16 protein-coding genes and 1 pseudogene are annotated in these 21500 nt (G+C 36.7%); 2 read left to right on the forward strand and 15 right to left on the reverse strand.

Annotated features, from left to right (window positions below; all coding sequences use genetic code 11):
* Positions 1–572: 572 nt before the first annotated feature.
* The 14 genes from J7E16_RS07995 to pth form a co-directional block, all read right to left on the reverse strand.
* Positions 573–1772 carry an AI-2E family transporter gene (locus J7E16_RS07995; protein WP_214890730.1) on the reverse strand — a complete coding sequence of 400 codons (1200 nt, stop codon included), beginning with the start codon at positions 1770–1772 and terminating at the stop codon, positions 573–575.
* A gap of 133 nt (positions 1773–1905) precedes the next feature.
* Entirely contained in the window at positions 1906–3405 is a 1500-nt protein-coding gene (gene lysS / locus J7E16_RS08000) for a lysine--tRNA ligase (RefSeq protein WP_214890733.1), read from the reverse strand.
* A 362-nt stretch (positions 3406–3767) separates the two neighbouring features.
* Complete coding sequence (cysK, locus tag J7E16_RS08005; RefSeq protein ID WP_214890736.1) at positions 3768–4697, reverse strand: cysteine synthase A; 930 nt, start codon at positions 4695–4697, stop codon at positions 3768–3770.
* A 194-nt stretch (positions 4698–4891) separates the two neighbouring features.
* On the reverse strand, positions 4892–5773 hold the full coding sequence (hslO, locus tag J7E16_RS08010) for an Hsp33 family molecular chaperone HslO (RefSeq protein WP_214890739.1): 882 nt from the start codon (positions 5771–5773) through the stop codon (positions 4892–4894).
* A gap of 95 nt (positions 5774–5868) precedes the next feature.
* Entirely contained in the window at positions 5869–8040 is a 2172-nt protein-coding gene (ftsH, locus tag J7E16_RS08015; RefSeq protein WP_214890742.1) for an ATP-dependent zinc metalloprotease FtsH, read from the reverse strand.
* 104 nt (positions 8041–8144) lie between these two features.
* Positions 8145–8687, reverse strand: a complete 543-nt coding sequence (gene hpt / locus J7E16_RS08020; RefSeq protein ID WP_034547237.1) for a hypoxanthine phosphoribosyltransferase — start codon at positions 8685–8687, stop codon at positions 8145–8147.
* A gap of 32 nt (positions 8688–8719) precedes the next feature.
* On the reverse strand, positions 8720–10126 hold the full coding sequence (tilS, locus tag J7E16_RS08025) for a tRNA lysidine(34) synthetase TilS (RefSeq protein WP_214890745.1): 1407 nt from the start codon (positions 10124–10126) through the stop codon (positions 8720–8722).
* 115 nt (positions 10127–10241) lie between these two features.
* A complete protein-coding gene (locus J7E16_RS08030; RefSeq protein ID WP_034547235.1) occupies positions 10242–10727 on the reverse strand; it encodes a S1 domain-containing RNA-binding protein in 486 nt (161 codons plus the stop codon).
* A 122-nt stretch (positions 10728–10849) separates the two neighbouring features.
* Positions 10850–11266: an FtsB family cell division protein gene (locus J7E16_RS08035; protein ID WP_214890748.1), complete on the reverse strand. Its 417-nt coding sequence runs from the start codon at positions 11264–11266 to the stop codon at positions 10850–10852.
* Positions 11267–11383: 117 nt separating this feature from the next.
* Positions 11384–11653 carry an RNA-binding S4 domain-containing protein gene (locus J7E16_RS08040; RefSeq protein WP_214890751.1) on the reverse strand — a complete coding sequence of 90 codons (270 nt, stop codon included), beginning with the start codon at positions 11651–11653 and terminating at the stop codon, positions 11384–11386.
* Positions 11650–12705 carry a MazG nucleotide pyrophosphohydrolase domain-containing protein gene (locus J7E16_RS08045; RefSeq protein WP_214890754.1) on the reverse strand — a complete coding sequence of 352 codons (1056 nt, stop codon included), beginning with the start codon at positions 12703–12705 and terminating at the stop codon, positions 11650–11652. The genes J7E16_RS08040 and J7E16_RS08045 overlap by 4 nt, the downstream gene beginning before the upstream one ends.
* 10 nt (positions 12706–12715) lie before the next feature.
* On the reverse strand, positions 12716–14302 hold the full coding sequence (locus J7E16_RS08050; protein WP_214890757.1) for a putative polysaccharide biosynthesis protein: 1587 nt from the start codon (positions 14300–14302) through the stop codon (positions 12716–12718).
* A gap of 43 nt (positions 14303–14345) precedes the next feature.
* On the reverse strand, positions 14346–17888 hold the full coding sequence (mfd, locus tag J7E16_RS08055) for a transcription-repair coupling factor (protein WP_214890759.1): 3543 nt from the start codon (positions 17886–17888) through the stop codon (positions 14346–14348).
* Positions 17889–18013: 125 nt separating this feature from the next.
* A complete protein-coding gene (pth, locus tag J7E16_RS08060) occupies positions 18014–18589 on the reverse strand; it encodes an aminoacyl-tRNA hydrolase (protein ID WP_034547223.1) in 576 nt (191 codons plus the stop codon).
* Between the two features lie 610 nt (positions 18590–19199).
* Between pth and J7E16_RS08065 the strand changes: the two genes are divergently transcribed.
* Complete coding sequence (locus tag J7E16_RS08065) at positions 19200–20174, forward strand: L-lactate dehydrogenase (protein WP_214890760.1); 975 nt, start codon at positions 19200–19202, stop codon at positions 20172–20174.
* Positions 20175–20672: 498 nt separating this feature from the next.
* Here J7E16_RS08065 and J7E16_RS08070 read toward each other — a convergent pair whose 3' ends face one another.
* Positions 20673–21104, reverse strand: coding sequence for a NusG domain II-containing protein (locus J7E16_RS08070; RefSeq protein ID WP_214890763.1), 432 nt, complete (start codon positions 21102–21104; stop codon positions 20673–20675).
* A 268-nt stretch (positions 21105–21372) separates the two neighbouring features.
* On the opposite strand from J7E16_RS08070, the pseudogene J7E16_RS08075 reads away from it, so the two are divergent.
* Positions 21373–21500 (forward strand): annotated as a pseudogene (locus J7E16_RS08075) (helix-turn-helix domain-containing protein); the annotation flags it as partial.

Raw genomic sequence — 21500 nt, forward strand, 5'->3', positions numbered from 1 at the left:
CTGCTAAGTCACCCTCACATTTATTTCATCTTACTTTGTTTAGTTTTCAAAGGTCTAAAGCGTGTTGTTTGTTTGTGACAACTTACTTATATTATCATGTCTCAAACTGTCTGTCAACATCTTTTTTAATTTTTGTTTCTCGCTTTGTCGGTTTGTTTCAACCTGTCTCAGCGACATGTATTAATATAACAGGGATTAAGTGTATCGTCAACAACTTTTGACTAAAAATAAAAAAGAATTTTAATATCCGAACTTTTATTTTTTCTGTTTCATCAAAAAGGTCATTCTTTATTAAATAGCGAATGAATTTGCTGTGTTTACCAGAAACGTTCAACATGAATAGATTTTCATTTTTTTACATATTTATCCTTTTTGCTTTTCTAACTTCGGCAGTAACTTTTTTAAATAGTGTATTAAAAAGAATAGACAAACAACCTGATACAAAAAAAAGATCGATAAACCAGTGATTATAAACCGACCTCAAAAAGTTAGACTTCTCATGGTCGCTACGTTACCTATCACGGTTTATTGATCTTTTCTATCTGTAGCTTAAAAATTGCGATTCAACTTGTTTATTTTAAATCTTCTGACTTTTTTTGTTCTTGATAGTTATCTGGCGTAAATTCAGCATTCTCATATTCTCCTGCCACGTCACCATAGTACTTGTTATAGCGTTGCTTGAATTTTCGAAATACGAATGTTGCAATTACTCTTGAAATAGCATAAATCGGTATGCCTAACACTAAACCGATAAAACCAAGCAGGTCTCCTAACACGAGTAAAACAATAACGATTGTTAGAGGATGAACATTTAAATTTTTTCCCATAATATTGGGTTCAACGACATTTCCATCAACAAACTGTATGATTGCCCATACGACTAGTAATTTAAGGACCATAAACCACGAAGTAATTAAAGCTACTATAATTGCCGGTATCATCGCAAGAGCTGCCCCTACATACGGGATGATACTTGTAAATAATACTACTATAGCTAATATACCTGAATAATCTAAACCAATTATAGAGAAACCTATAAACATCATGACACCTAAGGAAAGGGAAATCATTAATTGTCCCTTGATATAAGAACCTACTTGTTCATTGATTGTTGCAAAGATATTCTTTACATCTTTTCTGAATTTCGGCGGAATGATTTTAATCGTGTAGCTGAAAAATTTTTCATCATCTTTTAATAAGAAAAAAGCAATGATCGGAAATGTGACAATCACCACTACAACATTCGAAACCGTAGAAAAGATGTTTGTCAGCCCGTTTACGGCTGTGCCAAAATAGTCGACAGCAAGACTTGGCAGATTGCTCACCCAGCCATTTAGCCATTCCACAAGATTGCCTGCTACATTTTCAAGCGGTGTACCCTCTACCCAGCCTAAGACAGCTGTTCCAATCGAATCAACATAAGATGGAAAATTATCAACCAAGCTTGTCACTTGATCTTGGATTGGCGGGAACGCTAAAGCTACTAAACCTACCAGGATACCAATAATAGCAATAAATAAAATAGTAACTCCCCAAATTCGTTTTACTTTATGACGTTCCATCCAATCCACTGTGGGATTTAGGAGATAATAAAAAATAAAGGCTAAAATCATCGGTGCAATTAAAGTTGAAAAAATAACTTTTACCGGTTCAAAAATAAAAGCGATCGCATTATAAATATAAATTAGTATCCCTGACATTATAAGAATAAGCAAGGTGAAAAGAATAGTATTACCACCTAAATAATCGATAAATTTTGTTTTCTCTTTCATCAGGTACCTCCTAGTTTTAAGTTACTTTAACCTTTTCTGCGTAAAAATTATCTTTATCATTTTATTTTAAACCACTTCATATCTAAAGTAAAAAAAATCAACCCCTCTTAAGAGATTGATTTTTTATTTTTATTTATTGATTGCGCATAGTTGGGAATAACAACACATCTCGAATAGATTGTGCATCCGTTAGTAACATAACTAATCGGTCAATTCCGATTCCTAAACCACCAGTTGGAGGCATACCATACTCTAAAGATTCAATAAAATCTTCATCGATCATATGTGCTTCCTCATTTCCTAAAGCACGTTCTTTCATTTGTGCTTCAAAACGATCCCTCTGGTCAATAGGATCATTTAATTCACTAAAGGCATTTCCGTATTCATTACCTACGATAAATGCTTCAAAACGATCCGTAAAGCGCGGATCCTCTACATTTTTCTTAGCTAATGGTGAAATTTCTAAAGGATGTCCATAAATGAATGTCGGTTGAATCAGTTTATCTTCCACAAATTTTTCAAAGAATTCATTCACTACATGACCAAATTGACTGTGTTCCGTTACAGGTACATCATGTTCTTTAGCCAATGCACGTGCCTCTTCATTCGTCATTTGTTGCCAAAAGTCTACACCAGAGTGTTCTTTTATGGCATCAACCATATGTTGTCGTTTCCAAGGAGATTCTAAATCTATATTCTGCTCGTTATAAGTGATTTTCCCTGTGCCTAAGACACGTTGTGCTACGGTGCGGATCAATCCTTCAACTAGATCCATCACATCTTCAAAATCGGTATACGCTGTATAAGCTTCTAACATCGTAAATTCTGGATTATGAGTTGTATCTACTCCTTCATTACGGAAAACTCGCCCAATTTCGTAAACTTTTTCCATGCCGCCAACAATCAAGCGTTTCAAATGCAATTCAAGAGCTATACGCAAATACAGTTCCATATCTAAAGTATTGTGGTGGGTAATAAAGGGACGTGCAGCAGCACCACCGGCTAAATTGTGTAGCGTTGGTGTCTCTACTTCTAGGTAATCTTGTTCATTTAAATAATTACGAACTTCTCGGATAATTTGGCTGCGTTTCGTAAAACGGTCAAAGCTTTCACGGTTACTAATCAAATCCAAATAACGCTGACGGTACCGTTGTTCAACATTTGTCAATCCATGGTATTTATCTGGTAACGGGCGTAACGCTTTTGATAATTGAGTAACCGAAGTTGGTTTGATAGTCACTTCACCCGTATCAGTTTTCATGATTGTCCCAGTAACACCGATAAAGTCTCCTAAATCAGCACTCTTGAAAGTAGCATAGTCTTCTTCACCAACTGCATCTTTACGTACATAGATCTGAATTTGCCCTTTACGGTCTTGCAAGTGAGCAAATCCAACTTTTCCTTTACCGCGTTTAGTCATAATACGACCTGCAACAGTTGCTGTTTCCTCTTTTTCTGCTATTTCTTCTTTAGTAAATTCATCATATTTTTCATGTAGTTCATTTGATAAATGCGTTCTTTCAAAACGTCCACCAAACGGATCAACATTACGCTCACGCAAAGCATCTAACTTTTCACGGCGGACAATCAATTGATCATTTAATTCTTCATGGTTTAATTCCTCATGGCTCATTATTTCCGCTCCATTCCATTTATAAATTTCTTCGTACTCAAATCATCACCCTTAATAATGCCAACATAACGAAAAAAAAGCAAGGAAATTACAAATGTTCTCATACATTTCCCAACTTTTTTATTTTACTTTCTTATTTAACGACTAACTCCATCGGTTTTTCAGTTTATATTCTTCGATATCTTCAGTAGAAAAGTCTATTCTATCAGCCATTCTTTAAGTTTGCTATTGTTCGACTCTTTTTACTTAGCTTTTCTGCGAGCATTTTTGAAGTGTACCTATCAAATATCTCAAAAACTAGTTAATGAGGAATGAAAAAAAGGGTCCAGATTATATCGTCTCGACCCTTTAACTTATTTCTATTAATCTACATATGGAAATACATTCGTCGATAGATAGCGTTCCCCATTGTCAGGTGCTATAGTAATAACTTTTTTTCCTTGCCCTAACTTTTTAGCTACTTCAATGGCTCCTTTGATCGCAGCACCCGAAGAAATACCAACCAACAAGCCTTCTTCTGCAGCCAGACGACGAGTCATCTCAAAGGCTTCCTCACTAGAAACTTGTATGACTTCGTCATAGATGATCGTATCTAACACTTTAGGCACAAATCCTGTACCGATGCCTTGGATTTTATGTGGTCCTTTAATCCCGCCACTTAAAACAGGCGATTCAGTCGGTTCTAAGGCATATATTTTAATAGAAGGATCGGCTTTTTTTAATACTTGCCCAACTCCTGTTATTGTTCCACCCGTACCTATTGCAGAAATAAATGCATCAGGAACAACATTCCCAAAAGCTTCTAAAATTTCTGGACCGGTTGTAGCAGCGTGCACTGCCGGATTAGCGATATTTTCAAATTGCATAGGCATGAAATAGCCTTTAGTTTCTGCAAGTTCTGTTGCTTTTTGAATTGAAGCTGATATTCCACCTGTTCCTGGTGTTAAAACAAGTTCTGCGCCATAAGCCTTCAATAATTTTCTACGCTCTACACTCATCGTATCAGGCATAACAAAAATTGCTTTGTAGCCTTTTGCAGCCGCAATCATCGCTAAACCAACACCAGTATTTCCACTTGTTGGTTCGATGATCGTATCACCTGGTTTTAATTTACCTTCTTGTTCTGCTACTTCGATCATATTTAAAGCCACACGGTCTTTTGTACTTCCACCTACATTAAATGATTCTAACTTTACGTAAACCTCAGCTGCGTCTGCAGGAACAACCTTTGTTAAACGAATAATCGGTGTTTCTCCAATTAGATCTGTTACCGAATGAACTACTTTCACCATATTAAGTTACCTCCTAAAATTAAATGCTTTATCCCTTGAGTTTAAAGTTTATCGCTTACAATATCAAGTACAACGTTTTAAAACCATTATTGACTCTTGGTAACTTGGCTATTATTTATTGATTTCAGTAAAGCTAGACAATTAAAAAAGCTTTAAACAGCTGACTTTTCGCCGACTGCCTAAAGCTTTCTTTATTAACTAGTTGAACTTTCTTTTAAAGCTTCTAATTCTTCAACATTGTAGTGGTAATGATTGCCGCAAAAATGACAAGTAGCCTCTGCACCTTGATCTTCAGTGATCATGTCATCGATTTCTTTCGAGCCTAATGCAATGATGGCTCTAGAAAAACGATCTTTAGAACAATCACATTTAAATGCTATAGGCATTTTTTCTAAAATCTTAGCATTTCCTACACCTACTAAACGTTCAAGTATTTCTTCAGGTGTTTCTCCATTTTCCATTAAATGAGAAACCATCGGGATAGATGCAATGCTTTCTTCTAATTTAGTGATTGTTTCATCTGTTGCATCCGGCATGACTTGGATCATAAATCCACCAGCTATTTTGACAGAATCATCTGTATCTATTAAAACGCTTAGCCCAAATGCTGCAGGGGTTTGCTCGGAATTTGCCATGTAATAAGTGAAGTCTTCCCCTAATTCTCCACTGACTAAAGGAACCTGACCTGAAAAAGCAGCTTTCATTCCAAGATCTTTTGTGACCGTCAAACTTCCTTGTGTCCCAACTGCTCCGCGAACATCTATTTTACCGGACTCATTCGGTGGTAGACTTACTTTCGGATTGGCAATGTATCCTTTTACTTCACCTTTTCCATTACTATCTACAACAATATGTCCAACGGGACCATTTCCTTCAACTTTAACGGTAATTTTTTCTTCACCTTTTAAAGTAGCTCCTAGCAATAATGCCCCAACCATTGTACGACCTAAAGCTGCTGAGGAAGAGCTCCAAGTATCATGTCTCTGTTGCGCTTCTCTCACTGTTTTGGTTGCATCAATTGTATACACGCGTACTTGTCCATCATAACAAATACTTTTCAATAAATAATCTGACATTTGTTTATCTCCTTTAGTAGTTTATTTTTTATAAATCCAGTCCAAAAGAGGAACGCAACAGTGTCGCATCCCTCTTCCGTCTTTTACTTATTAGATTACGAACGTTTTGAAGAGTCGTCATCGTTTGAAGAACTATCGTTAGATTTATCTTCATCATTATGATCAAGATCCTCATTTGTTCCTAATTCTTTTTTGACTTCTTCCACAATATCTTCGCCTTTAACGGTACGCTTATTTTCTTCTAACGCTTCTTGCTCTTTTTTCAGACGTTCAGCTTCCTTAGCCTCACGAGCTTTTTTTGCTTCTTCAAAAGTAGCACCGTCTGCTTCATGCGGAAATTCTTCTTTTACAGTATCAGAAACTGAAGGCATTTCCCCTGTTTCAAACAAACTCTTGATAGTGCGTTCGTCTAACGTTTCAATTTCAAGTAATTTTTCAGCAATTAGTTTGTGTTCAGCTTTATATTGTTCCAATATTTTACGAGCTTCAGTGTGAGCTTCCACAATAATGCTGCGAACTTCTTGGTCAATTTCATAAGCAATTTGTTCAGAATAAGCTTTTGTTTGACCGTAATCGCGTCCTACAAATACTTGGTGATTTCCTTCATATTGAACAGGACCTAATTTATCACTCATACCATATTCTGTAACCATACTTCGAGCTAATTGAGTTGCTTGTTGGAAGTCATTGCTTGCTCCAGATGATTGCGAATTAAACACCATCTCTTCAGCAACACGTCCACCGAGCAATCCTACAATTTGTTCAGACATTTCTTTTTTAGTCATTAAGAAGCGATCTTCTTTAGGCAGCATGATCGCGTATCCGCCTGCTTTCCCACGAGGAACGATCGTAACTTTATGAACAATACGTGCATCATTCAGAACCATTCCGACAATTGTATGTCCAGATTCATGATAAGCAACCATTGCACGTTCTGTTTTACTAATGACACGGTCTTTTTTAGCTGGACCAGCAATAACACGATCTTGAGCTTCATCAAGATCTAACGCATCTATTTCTTTCTTGTTGCGACGAGCTGCTACTAGAGCTGCTTCATTTAGCACATTTTCTAAATCTGCTCCAGAGAAACCTGGAGTTTGTCTTGCTACAACTGCGAGGTCAACATCAGACGCTAAAGGTTTATTTTTAGCATGTACTTTCAAGATGGCTTCACGTCCCTTAACATCTGGATGACCTACTAAGATCTGACGGTCAAAACGACCTGGACGTAACAATGCCGGATCTAATACATCGGAACGGTTTGTAGCAGCAATGACGATAACTCCTTCATTCCCTGAAAAACCATCCATTTCTACTAACAATTGATTCAATGTTTGCTCACGTTCGTCATGTCCGCCGCCCATTCCTGCGCCACGTTGACGACCAACAGCATCAATTTCATCAATAAAGATAATAGCTGGTGCTGTTTTCTTAGCATTCTCAAACAAGTCACGTACACGACTTGCTCCGACCCCAACAAACATTTCAACAAATTCCGAACCAGAAATCGAGAAGAAAGGTACTCCTGCTTCACCAGCAACAGCTTTAGCTAGCAATGTTTTACCCGTTCCTGGAGGTCCTTCTAACAAGACACCTGCTGGAATACGTGCTCCTAAAGCTGCAAAACGTCTAGGATCCTTCAAAAATTCAACTACTTCAACAAGTTCTTCTTTCTCTTCGTCAGCTCCTGCTACATCGGAGAAGCGAACTTTGCTGGCTTTACTATCAGCTTCCTTAGCTTTTGATTTACCAAAGTTCATCACGCCTCGTCCACCTTGACCAGCGCCGCCTTGACCGCTTTGTCCCATCATCATGTAGATGAAGAAAACAAAAATAACTAAAGGCAATACTGAAATCAATAATGTAACCCATATACCCGTTGTTTCTTCTTGTTGCGGTGTATACACAATATTACTTTCATCTGCCAATGCTGTTATTTCTTGTACAGATGAATCATTTTGCAAAATAGCAGTTGTGAACGTTGTACTTGTTGTCTCTGTTGTGCCAAAAATGTCAACAGCTTGACTAGAACTCTCCTCTGCAGGTTGTTCTTCACGGTACTCACCTGTGATTTGATACACTCCAGCTTTAGGCTGAATCGTAAATGATTTTATCTTATTCTCTTCTAATTGCGTTACGAATTCACTAGCTGAAAGAGTTGTATTATTTTCCCCTGAGTTTCCATCTGTTGCCCAAGTTACAATTCCTATAATGACTAAGAAAACGATCGCATAGAAGAACCCATTTTTAAAGAGTCCTTTTTTCATTGTGCCCTCCTTCTACAAACAAACTTTTTAAGTTCTATTCTGTATTTTAATATAAATGATTCTTAATTCTATTTATTGTATCATATTTGACCAACATTGACCATTTATTTCTCTTCGTAAATTTCGGGTTTTAGAATCCCGATATATGGTAAGTTTCGGTATCTTTCAGCATAATCCAAGCCATACCCGACAACAAATTCATTTGGAACTAAAAAACCGACATAATCAGCTGTAATATCCACGACACGACCTTCTGGTTTATCTAGCAATGTAACGATTTTAACTGAACGAGCTTTACGGTACTTAAACATGTCGGCCAAGTAACTCAATGTCCGACCACTATCAATGATATCTTCTACTAATAGCAAATCGCGGCCTTCTACATTTGTATTTAGATCTTTAACGATTTTGACTTCACCTGAAGAAACTGTTCCATTTCCGTAACTCGAAACGTCCATGTAGTCCATTTCCAAGTAAATATCCATTTCTTTCACTAAATCAGATAAAAAAGGCATAGCTCCTTTTAAAATACCTACCACTAGGGGATTCTTATCTTGATAGTCTTTCGTCAACTGTTTCCCTAATTCTTTTGTTTTTTCAGCTAATTGCTCTTGCGAAAAAAGTACGCGTTCCATATCATTTTTCATTGTTCAAGTTCTCCTTTTCATCACATCTGCTCTTATTTACTTTCATAAATGAGTATGTAATGTATTTTATCAGTTTCTGGGACAATAGACAATCTTGATTCCTTATATTCTACTAACCAAATGATTTCTTCTTTGCTATCTGTTATTAATATAGCTTCTTCACGCTTATGCAGCGGGATTTTTTGATCAATAAATAGGTCTTTGATTTTCTTGCTGCCGGTCTCTAATCCTTTTAAAGTCATACGATCGCCGGGTCTCCGATTTCTAACTTGCAATGGCAAATGAACGCTCGCTGGATCTAGCCAGATAACTTGCTTTGTTTTGTTTGGAACTTCGATTTCTTTTGTTGCCTGGAATAAACCAATTCTTGCTCCATTGGGTAATGTCACCCATTCTTCTAAGTGTAGCGAAAGAGTACCCGCTATTTTTTTATCAGACTTTTCATGCTGCTTGTTTTCTTTTAAGAAATAAAATTTTTGATAATTTCTTTGACCGATCCAGGTTCCAGGTAAATCAAGTTGACTATTCGGTGTATCATTCTCTAGCAAGCTGATGATTTGTATTTGATGTTTTCTTCCAAAATCACTGGTTTCTGTTTCAAATAGTTTATTAAACAAGAATTGCATAACTTGACGTTTCATTGCAGGTTCAAGAATTAAAAACTTTTGAACATCAAGCTCCCAGCAAAATGGATTTCTTTGAAAACAAGTATTTGACGCAATTTCTTCTATTTCTTTTTTAGCTATCGTGATCACATCTTGCAGATCAGATGAAAAATCAGAAAAATGAGTTAATACTTTGGCATTTTCTTTTTTTAGCAAAGGAGCGATTTGATGTCTGTAGCGATTTCTCGTATAATCCAAACTTTTATTTGTCTCATCCTCATAAAAAGATAGTGTGCGTGATCGACTATACTGGTAGATGCTCTTCTTACTATAATCTAGCAATGGTCGAGTCAACAGACTTCCATAAAAAGGTCGTTGTTTTTTTATTCCTGCAATACTCTCTAGCTGACCACCACGAACTAATCGCATTAAAATAGTTTCCATTTGATCATCTGCATGGTGTCCTGTAAGCAGATGCGTTGCTTGTTCTTCTTTCAAGACTTCATGAAAAAAGTCATATCTGAATTCTCTAGCTGCCGCTTCCGTTCCTTCAGATGGATGTTCTTTTACAGACCACCTCTTAAGGAAAAATGGAATACCCTTATCTTTGCAATATTGAGAAAGAAATCTTTCTTCTTCTATAGAAACATCTCTCAACTGGTGATTAACATGGACGATTCCAAACCAAGGTTTAATACCTTCGGGCAATCGCTGGATCAAATCTAACAACACCATAGAATCAACCCCACCAGACACGGCTAGCAGCAGACGATCTGTTGGTTTCCAATAGAGATTATTTTGACAATTCTCTAAAAAACTAGCATACATAGTCATTTCAGCCGCTCCTTTATGTTGAATCTGATTAGTGAATCTACTGATAATGAATCGATTTGATCTAAATGAGTGTAACATAAAAAGGATAAGTCTCCTTATCCTTTAACTTTAATTTTTAATTACGACGTCCGCCGCGTCCGCCACGTTTGCCTTCTGTGTTACGTTTAAGAGAAGTTAAACGATCGTCGCTGTCTTTTATGAACGAACTCATCAATGAATCAAAATCTTCTTTCTTTGGTCCTGCATTTCTTGCTCCTCGGTCTGTTTTTTGGTAACCACTACTGCTGCGGCCTGTGCTGCTGCTGTCGCGACGCCCTTGATAGCTTCCTGTTTTTTCACGAGGAGAAGGAGTTGTTTCAACTGGTTTATCTACAGCACGTCTAATAGAAAGACCTATTTTACCGTCATCTCCAATGGACATTACTTTAACAGTAACCTGTTCCCCTACTTTTAATACGTCTTTGATATCCTTAATGAAGCTATCTGAAACTTCACTAATATGAACTAACCCTGTTTTTCTATCACCTAAATCGATGAACGCACCAAAATTCGTAATTCCTGAAACCGTACCTGTAACCTTTTCTCCAACTTCAATTGACATATAAAATTGCTTCCTCCTTAAAACTTTTACGGTTATTATACCATGATATCTTTTGACATAAAACGATTATTTTTTTTATTAAAATTAAATTTAACTCTACTCTTTAATTTGACTATTTTCATTTACTCGTTTTCAGAATCATCTGTTTTTTCAATTTCATTTGCTTCATTATCTTCTGGCAAGCTAAAAATAATTTCGTTTTCTTTGGATAAATAATACTGACTACGCGCTACTTTAGCAACATAATCTTCATTTTCTAATTTTTTGATTTGACCATTTAACTCTGCTTGTTCTTTTTCAACAAGCTTTAATTCCGTTCGGGCTTCTGTTTTTTCTTCTTCCATTTGAGAGATTGTTTGGGTATTTGTCCATATATTGATGGCAAATCCTGAAACAAAGAATCCACCAACAAAAAGGATCCCTACAATTCTTCTGCGCATATGACGTTTTTGTTTTCGTTTCCGAAGAGATTCAAGCGTTTTATTATGTGTATACTCATTGTTTAATTTAGAGACATTGGTTGGATTTTCTTCCTTCATGAAACGATTCACCTTCTATTCTCACTTATGAAATGATTATAGCAAGAAAGCAGTTACTTTGTCTATCTATCAGTTCAAATACAAAAAAATCATTGTTTTTTTTAAAATAATTTGTATTCAGCTATTTGGTTCTTCTTTATGTGTTTCGCTTATAATGCTAAACATTTCTTTTGACTCTTCTTTTTTAGTTGTCTCAACGATTTTATCGATCCTGACAACAAGCGTTTTATTCCCAAAGGCTATCGTTAATTCATCTCCTACTTTGACATCCGAAGAAGATTTAGCTGCTAGACCATTAATTTGTATCCGGCCTTTATCTGCTACTTCTTTTGCGATCGTACGGCGTTTAATGATTCGGGAAACTTTTAAAAATTTGTCTAATCTCATAAGTTATTCCTCTTTTCTTCAGCTTTTATTTTTTGCCAAATTGCGTCGACTTCTTCAGCTGTTTCTGCTTTGATCCCATCGAATACATGCGGATGACGGCGACGAAGTTTTTTATTTAATGTTTCAACTACTTCTTCAAACGAAAAATAACCCGATTGTTCTCCTAAATTTGTATGATAGAGGACTTGCATCAATAAGTCGCCTAATTCTTCTACCATGTTATCAATATCGTCATCTTCAACGGCTGCTTTAAATTCAATTACTTCTTCTTCAAGATACGTAAGTAACGTTCGATGGTCTTGCTCTTTTATCCAGGCATCTCCATCTTCACCCATAATAGCATCAATATAATGCTGTACCGTTTGAAAAGATTTTGTCCGTTCGTCCACTGCTAAGGGGGGAACGTATAAAGACGTTAAATTATGAACGCCCTCCATCCGATCCAATTCAAATAATGGCAACCAGTCTACCTTTTCATTTTTGCTCCCAGCTTCATGTACCAAGGCTACAATATGCTCATCTGGATATTTTTCCATTAAAGTTAGTTTTACTTCACTAGCAATATACTCATTAAACACTTGCATAACGATGATATGTTGACTAGCTACTAAATCATCTTGATTTAGATCCAAAGCATCCACTAACTGAAAACCTTCTACCGGGTCAATTTTTACCGCTTGAAAAAGATCATCTAAGAAACTTTTCCCGCCTTTGATCTCAATTGAGATCCCAGCTTTGTTTTCTAATAACAATTGAACTGATTTTTCAGCCACCATTGGATGTCCTGGAACAGCGTAAACTATATCTTCTTTTTTAGCAGCCTCTAACAATTCTTTGACAATCGTCTCATAAACGCCCTCAAACTGGTTGTTCTCCTCATAAATAGTATCAAATGATTGGAAAACAAGCCCCTCTTGCTCTAAATCCTCCACTGCTGGATGCAGTTTGGTTCGTAGATACAACGGCTTTTCTTTTTTCAGTAATTGGTACACGCCAAAAGGAAGCTGTTCAATATCCCCCGGACCAAGTCCGACAACTTTAATTTTCCCCATTCAGTTCCACCTATTTTCTTAATAATTTTTTCCCAAAGGGAAGAGATAACCATTCACGAATCGTTAATAATTCAAATTTTATTATCAGCCATAGAAAGACTCCAACACCTGTGCCTCCACCTATCACCGTGTAGCTAAAAGCAGCCCATCGATTTCCTTCAATTAAAGCATTTTTTCCGAGTAATTGCATTTCAAGCCATACTATTACAGCCATTACACCACAACTCAATAGTAATTTCCATCCAAAGCTTTTTTCTATTAAACGCTTTTTTGTTTCTTTAGATGAATCAAACCGCATAACCATTAAAATAGCAAACAGACTCACTACAGTAGCCCCACTTGAACCAAGTGTCCCATAGTGTTCAACGAACCATTCGTTCAGCACTATTTTGACGCCTAATCCAATCAGCAAAGCTGCCAACGCAACCCGATGCTTATTTTGACTTTGAAAAATGGTGTTGTAGACCCCAATCAGTGATGCAAAAAATATAGCCACAGTATATATGCTCAATACAAGATTTCCATCTATATCGCCAAATAAGGTTAAATTCAAATACGGCATCAACACGATCATACCAGTAGTAGCTGCCATAGCAAACGTTGCCGTTATCCGCATTAAAGATTTTGCGGTTTTAGCAAAAGCTTTTTTATTCTTTTGGGCAAATGATTTACTCAATGAAGGAATCAAACTAGCCGAGAAAGCTGTAGCCACAACCATCCCTAGTTGGACTAGCGGTTGGCCTCGGTCATAGATCCCCTTTAAATTTTTTGCTTCAACAGAATTCACTCCATTTTCTACCAATCCATTATATAACGTAAAAGAATCAATCAATTGCATAAGAATGAGTAATGCGCTCAATAAACACATCGTGAGGCCTTCTGTGGCAAACCGTTTTGCGATCCTCTTATAGTTAAGTGGTACAGCTATCAAACTTACTTCTAGCTGTTTTTCTACTTTTAACAGCCGTTGTTTATATAGTGCGATGCTTAAAATAACGCAGGCTACTAAGCCGGCTATCCATGAACTGCTCATAGCAATGGTTCCCATTTGATATTCATCCCACTGGTTGCGCGTGTATAAAAAAGCGGCCGCCAAAATGACTGTTACCCGCACAAATTGTTCTCCTACTTGAGAAACAGCTGTAGGCAGCATGCGAAAAGTCCCTTGAAAGTAACCGCGACTAACGGCTAAAAACGGAATAAGCAAGAACAGCCCCGAAACAGATTGAATAACAGGCTCTAAGTTGCCATCACCCATCCATTTTGCTATCAGTGAGGCCGAAAAATAAAGCCCCAAAAAGAAAATCCCTGAAAAAATACCCAATAAGATGAATGATTTTTTTAAAAGACTTTTCTGCTCAGCAATCGTTGAAGTTTCAGCAACCAACTTAGATAAGAAAATAGGAAAACCACTCAATGCTACCGTCATTGCAATACCGTAGATTGGATAGATTTGTTGATAAACATAAAACCCTGAATTTCCAACCATATTTTGAAAAGGTACTCGATAAGCAGCACCTAAAATCTTAGCAATAAAGGCTGCTACCGAGAGAATGATTGCTCCATTCATCATTTTTCTCATTTGTTGATTTTCCAATTTTCTGCCCTCACTTATCTTACTTGAATCAGCAATTCACGTTTTATTTTTTTGCTATCGTGGATCGGTCAGCGTCTTTGGAACGATAGTCGACGATTTTTTGTGCGAATTTTTGAATATGACCTAACCATTGATAAGTTGGCTCTTTTTTCAACTGTAATGTAACCATTAACCGGTCGCTTTTTATTGCAACATTTGCTCTTAGAGGTATTTCACTTAACGCTCTGAATACTTCTTCTGCTGGCAGCGATTGAGTGCCCGAAACAGAAAAGGTCACGACAATTTCATCTCCGGGTCGTTTGACCGTTTCAATCAATGCATGCTCTCCATACATTTTGATCAATCCAATCGTCAATAAATCAGCTACTTCATCAGCATATTCTCCAAAACGATCGATCAAGTCATCCTGCAATTCAACGTATTGTTCATGTGATTTCAATTCTCGAATCCGTTTGTAAATTTCGATTTTTTGCCGTTCATCTTCTATATACGTACTTGGTAAGTACGCATTGATTCCTAAATCAATTTCAACTTGTGTCTTTTCTTCTTTTGTATCCAACCCTCGTTTACGAGCTACTGCTTCACTTAACATTTCAGAATACAAATCAAATCCAACAGAATCGATAAACCCATGCTGTTGTGCGCCCAAGAGATTTCCTGCACCGCGAATCGATAAATCGCGCATCGCAATTTTGAATCCTGAGCCTAATTCAGTGAAATCTTTGATCGCTTGCAGTCTTTTTTCACTGACTTCATTTAACACCTTATTCGGCTGATACAAGAAATAAGCATAAGCCACACGATTACTCCTGCCGACACGTCCGCGCAATTGATACAATTGCGACAACCCCATATGGTCTGCATTTTCCACAAACAAAGTATTAACATTAGGTATATCGACACCGGTCTCAATGATCGTAGTCGTTACGAGCATATCGTATTCCCCTTCAATAAATTGTAACAAGGTATTTTCAAGCTGTCCTTCTGTCATTTGACCATGCGCATAGGCGATTCTCGCATCTGGGATCAACTGTTGCAACTCATCTACTTTTTTCTCAATCGTCGCTACTCGGTTATACAAGTAGAAGACTTGACCACCACGTGCCATTTCTCGTTCTACAGCTTCACGAATCGCGCCTAGGTTTTGTTCCATAACGTATGTTTGAACGGGATATCGATTTGCTGGCGGTGTTTCGATAACCGATAAATCGCGCACACCCAACATTGACATATGCAGCGTTCTAGGAATAGGCGTTGCTGTCAAAGTCAATACATCCACTTGAGCTTTCAACTGTTTTAATTTTTCTTTATGCTTTACGCCAAAACGTTGTTCTTCATCAACTACAAGTAAGCCTAAATCTTGAAATTCAATGTCCTTTGATAAAATACGGTGCGTCCCGATAACGATATCGACCTGGCCTTTTTTTAGACTTGCAATGGTCTCACTCTGTTGTTTCTTTGTTCGGAAACGACTAAGTAAGCCAATTTCGATTGGAAAATCAGCAAATCGTTGCAGCATCGTTTCATAATGCTGTTGCGCTAAAATAGTGGTCGGAACTAAGAATGCAGCTTGCTTGCCTTCTTGAATAGCCTTAAATACTGCCCGCATAGCTACTTCTGTTTTACCATAACCAACATCGCCAACAAGCAGACGATCCATTGGTTTCTTCTGTTCCATATCGTGTTTTATTTCAGCAGTACTCCGTAATTGATCATCTGTTTCAGTATATGGGAACGCATTTTCAAATTCTTCTTGATAGGCATCATCTGGAGAAAAGGCATAGCCTACTTCTTGTTCTCTAGAAGCATATAGCTCAATTAATTCATCCGCAATATCTTCAATCTTAGTAGCTACTTTTTTCTTTGTCTTAGCCCATTCTGTTCCACCCAACTTATTTACTTTAGGCGTTTTAGCTTCAGAAGAAACATACTTTTGTAATAAATTAAGCTGTGTTACAGGAATAAATAATTTTGCCTCATCTTTATAAATGATCGACATATAATCTTGATAAATGCCATTGATCTCGAGAGTTTCCATTCCAGTATATTTCCCTATCCCATGATTAACATGAACAACATAATCTCCAGGATTCAGTTCGCTGTAACTTTTTAATCTTTCCGCATTAGACAGCGTCTGACGTCTAGCGGTTTTCTTAGTGACTTTATTAAATAATTCTCGTTCAGTAATGACCACTAGTTTTTCCGTTGGCATTTCAAAACCTGCCTGGACGTATCCTACTGTTACTTGAACTTTTTCAAGTTCGATCCTAGCAGGTTTAACTACTTTACTGGTTATTTCAAAATCTTTGAAGATCTGCTGTACTTTTTTAGCTCGATCCGCATTTGGAACCATGATGATAACCGTATTTTTTTGTTTGATCCAACGATCGATTTCTGTTTTAAATAGAGGCATTTGTCCAAAAAACTGTTGCATATTTCGATATTGGAAAGCCTGTATGTTATTAAAACGAGTATTCCCCATGCCCTTTTGAAAAACAGCAAAATATAAGATACTATTGCTTAACGTCTTCAATTGATCACGAAAATTATTGGAAAAAACTTGTTCTTGCAATATACGTCGCTCACTCAGTTTACTTGTGATAAATTCAGCTTCTTCTTCATTTAAACGACGATCAGTATCCATCACCCTAGGATACTCGTCCATCACAACGATCCCTTTTTTGCTCATATAATCCAGCACACTATTCTTTTCAGGATAAATAAAGTCTGTAAACATGGTTAATTCATCGATTGGTTCACCTCGTTGGAAGGCATCTGAAATAGGCGTCACTTGTTTCGTAAATGTTTGTCTATCTGAAGCATCTTGGATCAACCCGAGATTTCTTTCGACCGCCTTACTAAATCTAGGGGCTGCTGCCATTAACTGTTCTTTTGTATAAAACGTATCAGTAGCAGGCAAAATGGTTACTTTGTTGATCGTTTGAATCGACCGCTGCGTAGTTGCATCAAAATAACGCAATGAATCAACTTCGGTATCAAATAAATCGATCCGAATCGGAAACTCTTCTGTTAAAGAGTATATATCGATGATTCCACCGCGAATACTAAATTCACCTGGGCTGTTGACTAGCTGTTGTCTTGTATAACCCATATCTACTAATCTTTGAGCCAAATTGGTTAAATCTAGTTCGCCTCCCTGTTTAATGGTAAACTGCGCTGATTTCCATAGTTCTTTTGGCGGCAACAATTTCCGTACTCCAGCAAGAGGTATGACAACGACTCCATATTTTTCAGACAATAAAAAATCCAATGTTGCTACTCGCTCTGCTCGAGCTTCAGGTGATGCTACAGACATCTCTGCATAGATCATCTCGTCGACTGGGAAAAGATGCAGTCGATCTTCAGGCATCCAATCAGCAAAATCTTCCATTAATTGATTTGCATGAAATAAATTATGCGTCACAATAATGAACGGTTTTTTCTTTTCTGCTACTAGCGTACTTAAGACTAATGTTCTTGCAGAGCCGGATAAGCCTGTTATTAATTGCGACTGATGTTGCTCCAATTGACTTAATAAAGTCCCAACGTCAGGTGCATTCGCCAATATTTTTTTTATATCTCCCACCGTAAGAACTCCTTCTTCAATCCATTTTTTGTTGGCAAACAGATTATTGTAATGAACAAAAGAAGCTCAGAATTTTCTGGGCTTCACTGCTTCTCAAATTTTTAATTTCTACTTTATCAAACATCTTACACATTCTTTTTTTTATTGAATTGATTCATGACGTCTGAAAACGAATGTCCTTCTATCCAATAATCTAAAGCTGCTACGCCATCTTTTATTGCTATCAACAATTCTTCATGCTGATCTTTAGGAAAACCGCTCAAGACATGCTGCACGACTGTTTGTTTTCCTAAAGGGCGATCGATCCCAATTCGAATACGATTAAAATCTGCTGTAGCTAAATGGTCGATCATACTCCTAATACCATTATGGCCACCTGCACTGCCTTTTTGACGAAAGCGAAGTTTCCCGACAGGTAAGTCTAAGTCATCATAAACCACTATTAAATCTTCTATTTCCACATTAAAATAATCCATTAACGGTCTTACAGCTCTCCCTGAATCATTCATAAACGTTTGTGGTTTTACTAAAAGAACTTTTTCACTTCCGATAAATGCTTCTGCATATATAGCTTCAAATTTCACCTTATTGAATTCCATTTTATGTTGAGCAGCAAATTCATCTACTGTAATAAAACCAATATTATGTTTCGTATTTTTATATTTTGAGCCAGGATTTCCTAAGCCAACGATCATTTTCATTATTCAGTACACTCCAATTAATTGTTTCGCATCTATTTTCCAACTAACTTAACCATGTTGCACGCAAAAAAGTGCCGCACGATTTTTTTCGTCCAGTAACAGTTATTTATAGTATAACACAATTTAGTTGTTTTTTCTTTAAACTTAGGCCTATTCCAGTATCATTACCTCTTATTCAAAAGGCTTTTGCACGAACTGTTAAAGGAGCTCAATCCCTAAACAATTTTTCTTAACTGAACTCATGAACTTCAAATTTAGAGCACCCTATGTAGATGCTGATTTTCAGCGTACTTGATCCATCCAGAAACCTAATCTTTTTGTTTTGAAATAATTTAGTTTAGTCGTATGATATAAGTAACAGGATAAGTATTGCATTTCAACTATTTTATTGGATTCGGCCGGATATCCTCTCTTATTACAAATCAAAAATGCTTGAAATCTTTTTCAGATATTTAGAATTTCAATTCACATAGTTTGTTTATGTTTGAAAGTGCCGTTTCAACAGTTTTAAAACCTTTTGCATTTTCAAAAATTTCAATTTACAAAAAGTTTGTTAAGTGCTACACTATCTTTGTTAATAATCTTATTTATAAAGGGAGTTTGTTGTAATATGACTAAACATGAAGTAAAAGATCACCAAAAAGTAATTTTAATCGGAGATGGAGCTGTTGGATCTAGTTATGCTTTTGCTCTAGTGACACAAGATATCGCTCAAGAACTAGGAATCATCGATATCAATACAGATAAAACTGAAGGTGATGCTATTGATCTATCTGATGCTTTAGCCTTTACCTCTCCTAAAAAAATCTATTCAGCAACATATGCCGATTGCCATGATGCAGATATCGTCGTAATCACTGCTGGAGCTGCTCAAAAACCTGGTGAAACTCGTTTAGACTTAGTACAAAAGAATTTAAGAATTTTTAAAAGTCTTATTGGTCAAGTTATGGACAGTGGATTCGATGGTATTTTCTTAGTAGCATCCAACCCTGTAGATATTCTAACTTATGCAACTTGGAAATTTTCTGGACTTCCTAAGAACCGTGTTATCGGATCTGGTACTACTTTAGATACTGCCCGCTTCCGTCAAGCTATTGCTGAGTTAACTGGCGTTGATACTCGTAACGTTCATAGTTATATTCTAGGTGAACATGGCGACACAGAATTCCCAGTATGGTCTCATGCAAACATTGCCGGACTAACTATTAATGAATGGATCAAAGATAACCCAGATACTGATGAACAAGCCCTTGTAGATGTATTCTTTAGCGTAAGAGATTCTGCCTACAACATTATTCAAAAAAAGGGAGCTACTTTCTACGGTATCGCGGTATCACTTGCTCGTATTACAAAAGCTATTTTCAATGACGAAAATGCTGTATTGCCTCTTTCAGTTTACTTGGATGGTCAATACGGACAACATGATGTGTTCATTGGTGCTCCAGCGATCATCAATCGACAAGGTATTCAAAATGTCATCGAGATTCCTTTAAACGATTCTGAAATGGATAAAATGAATTTATCTGCCGCTACATTAAAAAAAGTTACAGCTGATGCTTTTGCAGCTCTAGAAAAAGAAATCTGATAACAAAAAATCAGAGATAGCAGCTAACTTCAATCTCACTTTTCTACGGAAGAGTGAGATTTTTTTTGTTACACTCCTATATGGAAATATCCTGGTTGTTTAACAAATGGTGCTGTTTTAAAAAAATCTCTTCTGACATAACGGATTTGCTTTTGTAGAGCCAGGGGAACCGGAAGCCTAAGAAAGGGATCAAACGAATCTAGTAACACAAAAGATTATAGACCCAGTATTCTTAAAGTAAAAGCGGCACTTTTTTGCTCTTGTTCTTTAATATGTAACCGCTATACAGATAAATGACACCCATTCTATGCTCTATTTTTTCATTGGATACCCTTGTACATAAGCTCATCTCTTCCATCTCATAGCTAGCTCGGGGAAAGAATCAATTAAACGATAAAAACAACTTTGTTTATATGACGTTTATACTACCACATTTAGGGTATTATAAAAAAAACAGTTCAACTGAATTTTAGCCATTCAGTTGAACTGTTTTCACTTTTAAAGCGGAAGAATCACGTTATCATCCGGTACATTTGAAGAATCTGTTGCTTTAACTTCAATAATTAATTTATGCGGTAAGCAAATAGCCGTTTCACCAGGCTTACTGATCCAACCTGTTTTTACAGCTATTTGATCTGGGCTATTATCTTCTTTGTTACGGATTTTTGTTCCATCAACTTCAATAATATTGTATTGCTCATCTGCTGGATAAAAAGTAAAGGTTTCATTAGGTGTATTTTCTGATAGCTCTATCTCTTTAACGGTTTCACCATCGATCATTACCACAGCATAAATCGTACTATTTTCATCTATATCTTTAGTCGTTTGACTAAAAATAATAAGCGGTATAAACGACCCCAACAATAATAAAATAACAATAACACCGTCAAAAGGGCGTACCAATTCTAATTGATTTTTAAATTTTTTCATTATCAATTGACTCCATTTCTCCCATTTCCCTACTAGTAAGCTAATGCTTTAAGTATAACAATCTTTGTTTTAGACAGCAAGATGATCATTCGTGCCGCTGATTTGGCGCAACAAAAAAATGCAATAAGAAAATCCATCTTTTTCTTATTGCATTTTTTAAATTTATTTAATTACGCCGATTGTAAAATTAAGCTAGACAAATAAAAAAGCCATTCGTGGTACACTCAAAATGTAATTCCGACTAAAGAAGACATAGGAGTGATCACGAATGACCTACACCCATCTTACCACGGATGAACTGGTGATGATAGAGTCTTGTTACCACAAAAATATACCAGTTGCGAAAATAGCCGCTTATTTAAAACGAACGCGAACACCCATTTACAACGTCATTAA

It is taken from the genome of Carnobacterium sp. ISL-102 (assembly GCF_018612935.1).
Lineage (GTDB): Bacteria > Bacillota > Bacilli > Lactobacillales > Carnobacteriaceae > Carnobacterium_B > Carnobacterium_B alterfunditum.

Coding starts and splice junctions, on each gene's coding strand:
- J7E16_RS08035 (WP_214890748.1), bottom strand. CDS start 11,266: ATGAAGGAAGAAAATCCAACCAATGTCTCTAAATTAAACAATGAGTAT.
- hpt (WP_034547237.1), bottom strand. CDS start 8,687: ATGAAAAATGATATGGAACGCGTACTTTTTTCGCAAGAGCAATTAGCT.
- J7E16_RS08045 (WP_214890754.1), bottom strand. CDS start 12,705: ATGGGGAAAATTAAAGTTGTCGGACTTGGTCCGGGGGATATTGAACAG.
- cysK (WP_214890736.1), bottom strand. CDS start 4,697: ATGGTGAAAGTAGTTCATTCGGTAACAGATCTAATTGGAGAAACACCG.
- J7E16_RS08065 (WP_214890760.1), top strand. CDS start 19,200: ATGACTAAACATGAAGTAAAAGATCACCAAAAAGTAATTTTAATCGGA.
- J7E16_RS07995 (WP_214890730.1), bottom strand. CDS start 1,772: ATGAAAGAGAAAACAAAATTTATCGATTATTTAGGTGGTAATACTATT.
- pth (WP_034547223.1), bottom strand. CDS start 18,589: ATGAAAATGATCGTTGGCTTAGGAAATCCTGGCTCAAAATATAAAAAT.
- J7E16_RS08030 (WP_034547235.1), bottom strand. CDS start 10,727: ATGTCAATTGAAGTTGGAGAAAAGGTTACAGGTACGGTTTCAGGAATT.
- ftsH (WP_214890742.1), bottom strand. CDS start 8,040: ATGAAAAAAGGACTCTTTAAAAATGGGTTCTTCTATGCGATCGTTTTC.
- hslO (WP_214890739.1), bottom strand. CDS start 5,773: ATGTCAGATTATTTATTGAAAAGTATTTGTTATGATGGACAAGTACGC.
- lysS (WP_214890733.1), bottom strand. CDS start 3,405: ATGAGCCATGAGGAATTAAACCATGAAGAATTAAATGATCAATTGATT.
- J7E16_RS08040 (WP_214890751.1), bottom strand. CDS start 11,653: ATGAGATTAGACAAATTTTTAAAAGTTTCCCGAATCATTAAACGCCGT.
- J7E16_RS08070 (WP_214890763.1), bottom strand. CDS start 21,104: ATGAAAAAATTTAAAAATCAATTAGAATTGGTACGCCCTTTTGACGGT.
- tilS (WP_214890745.1), bottom strand. CDS start 10,126: ATGACTATGTATGCTAGTTTTTTAGAGAATTGTCAAAATAATCTCTAT.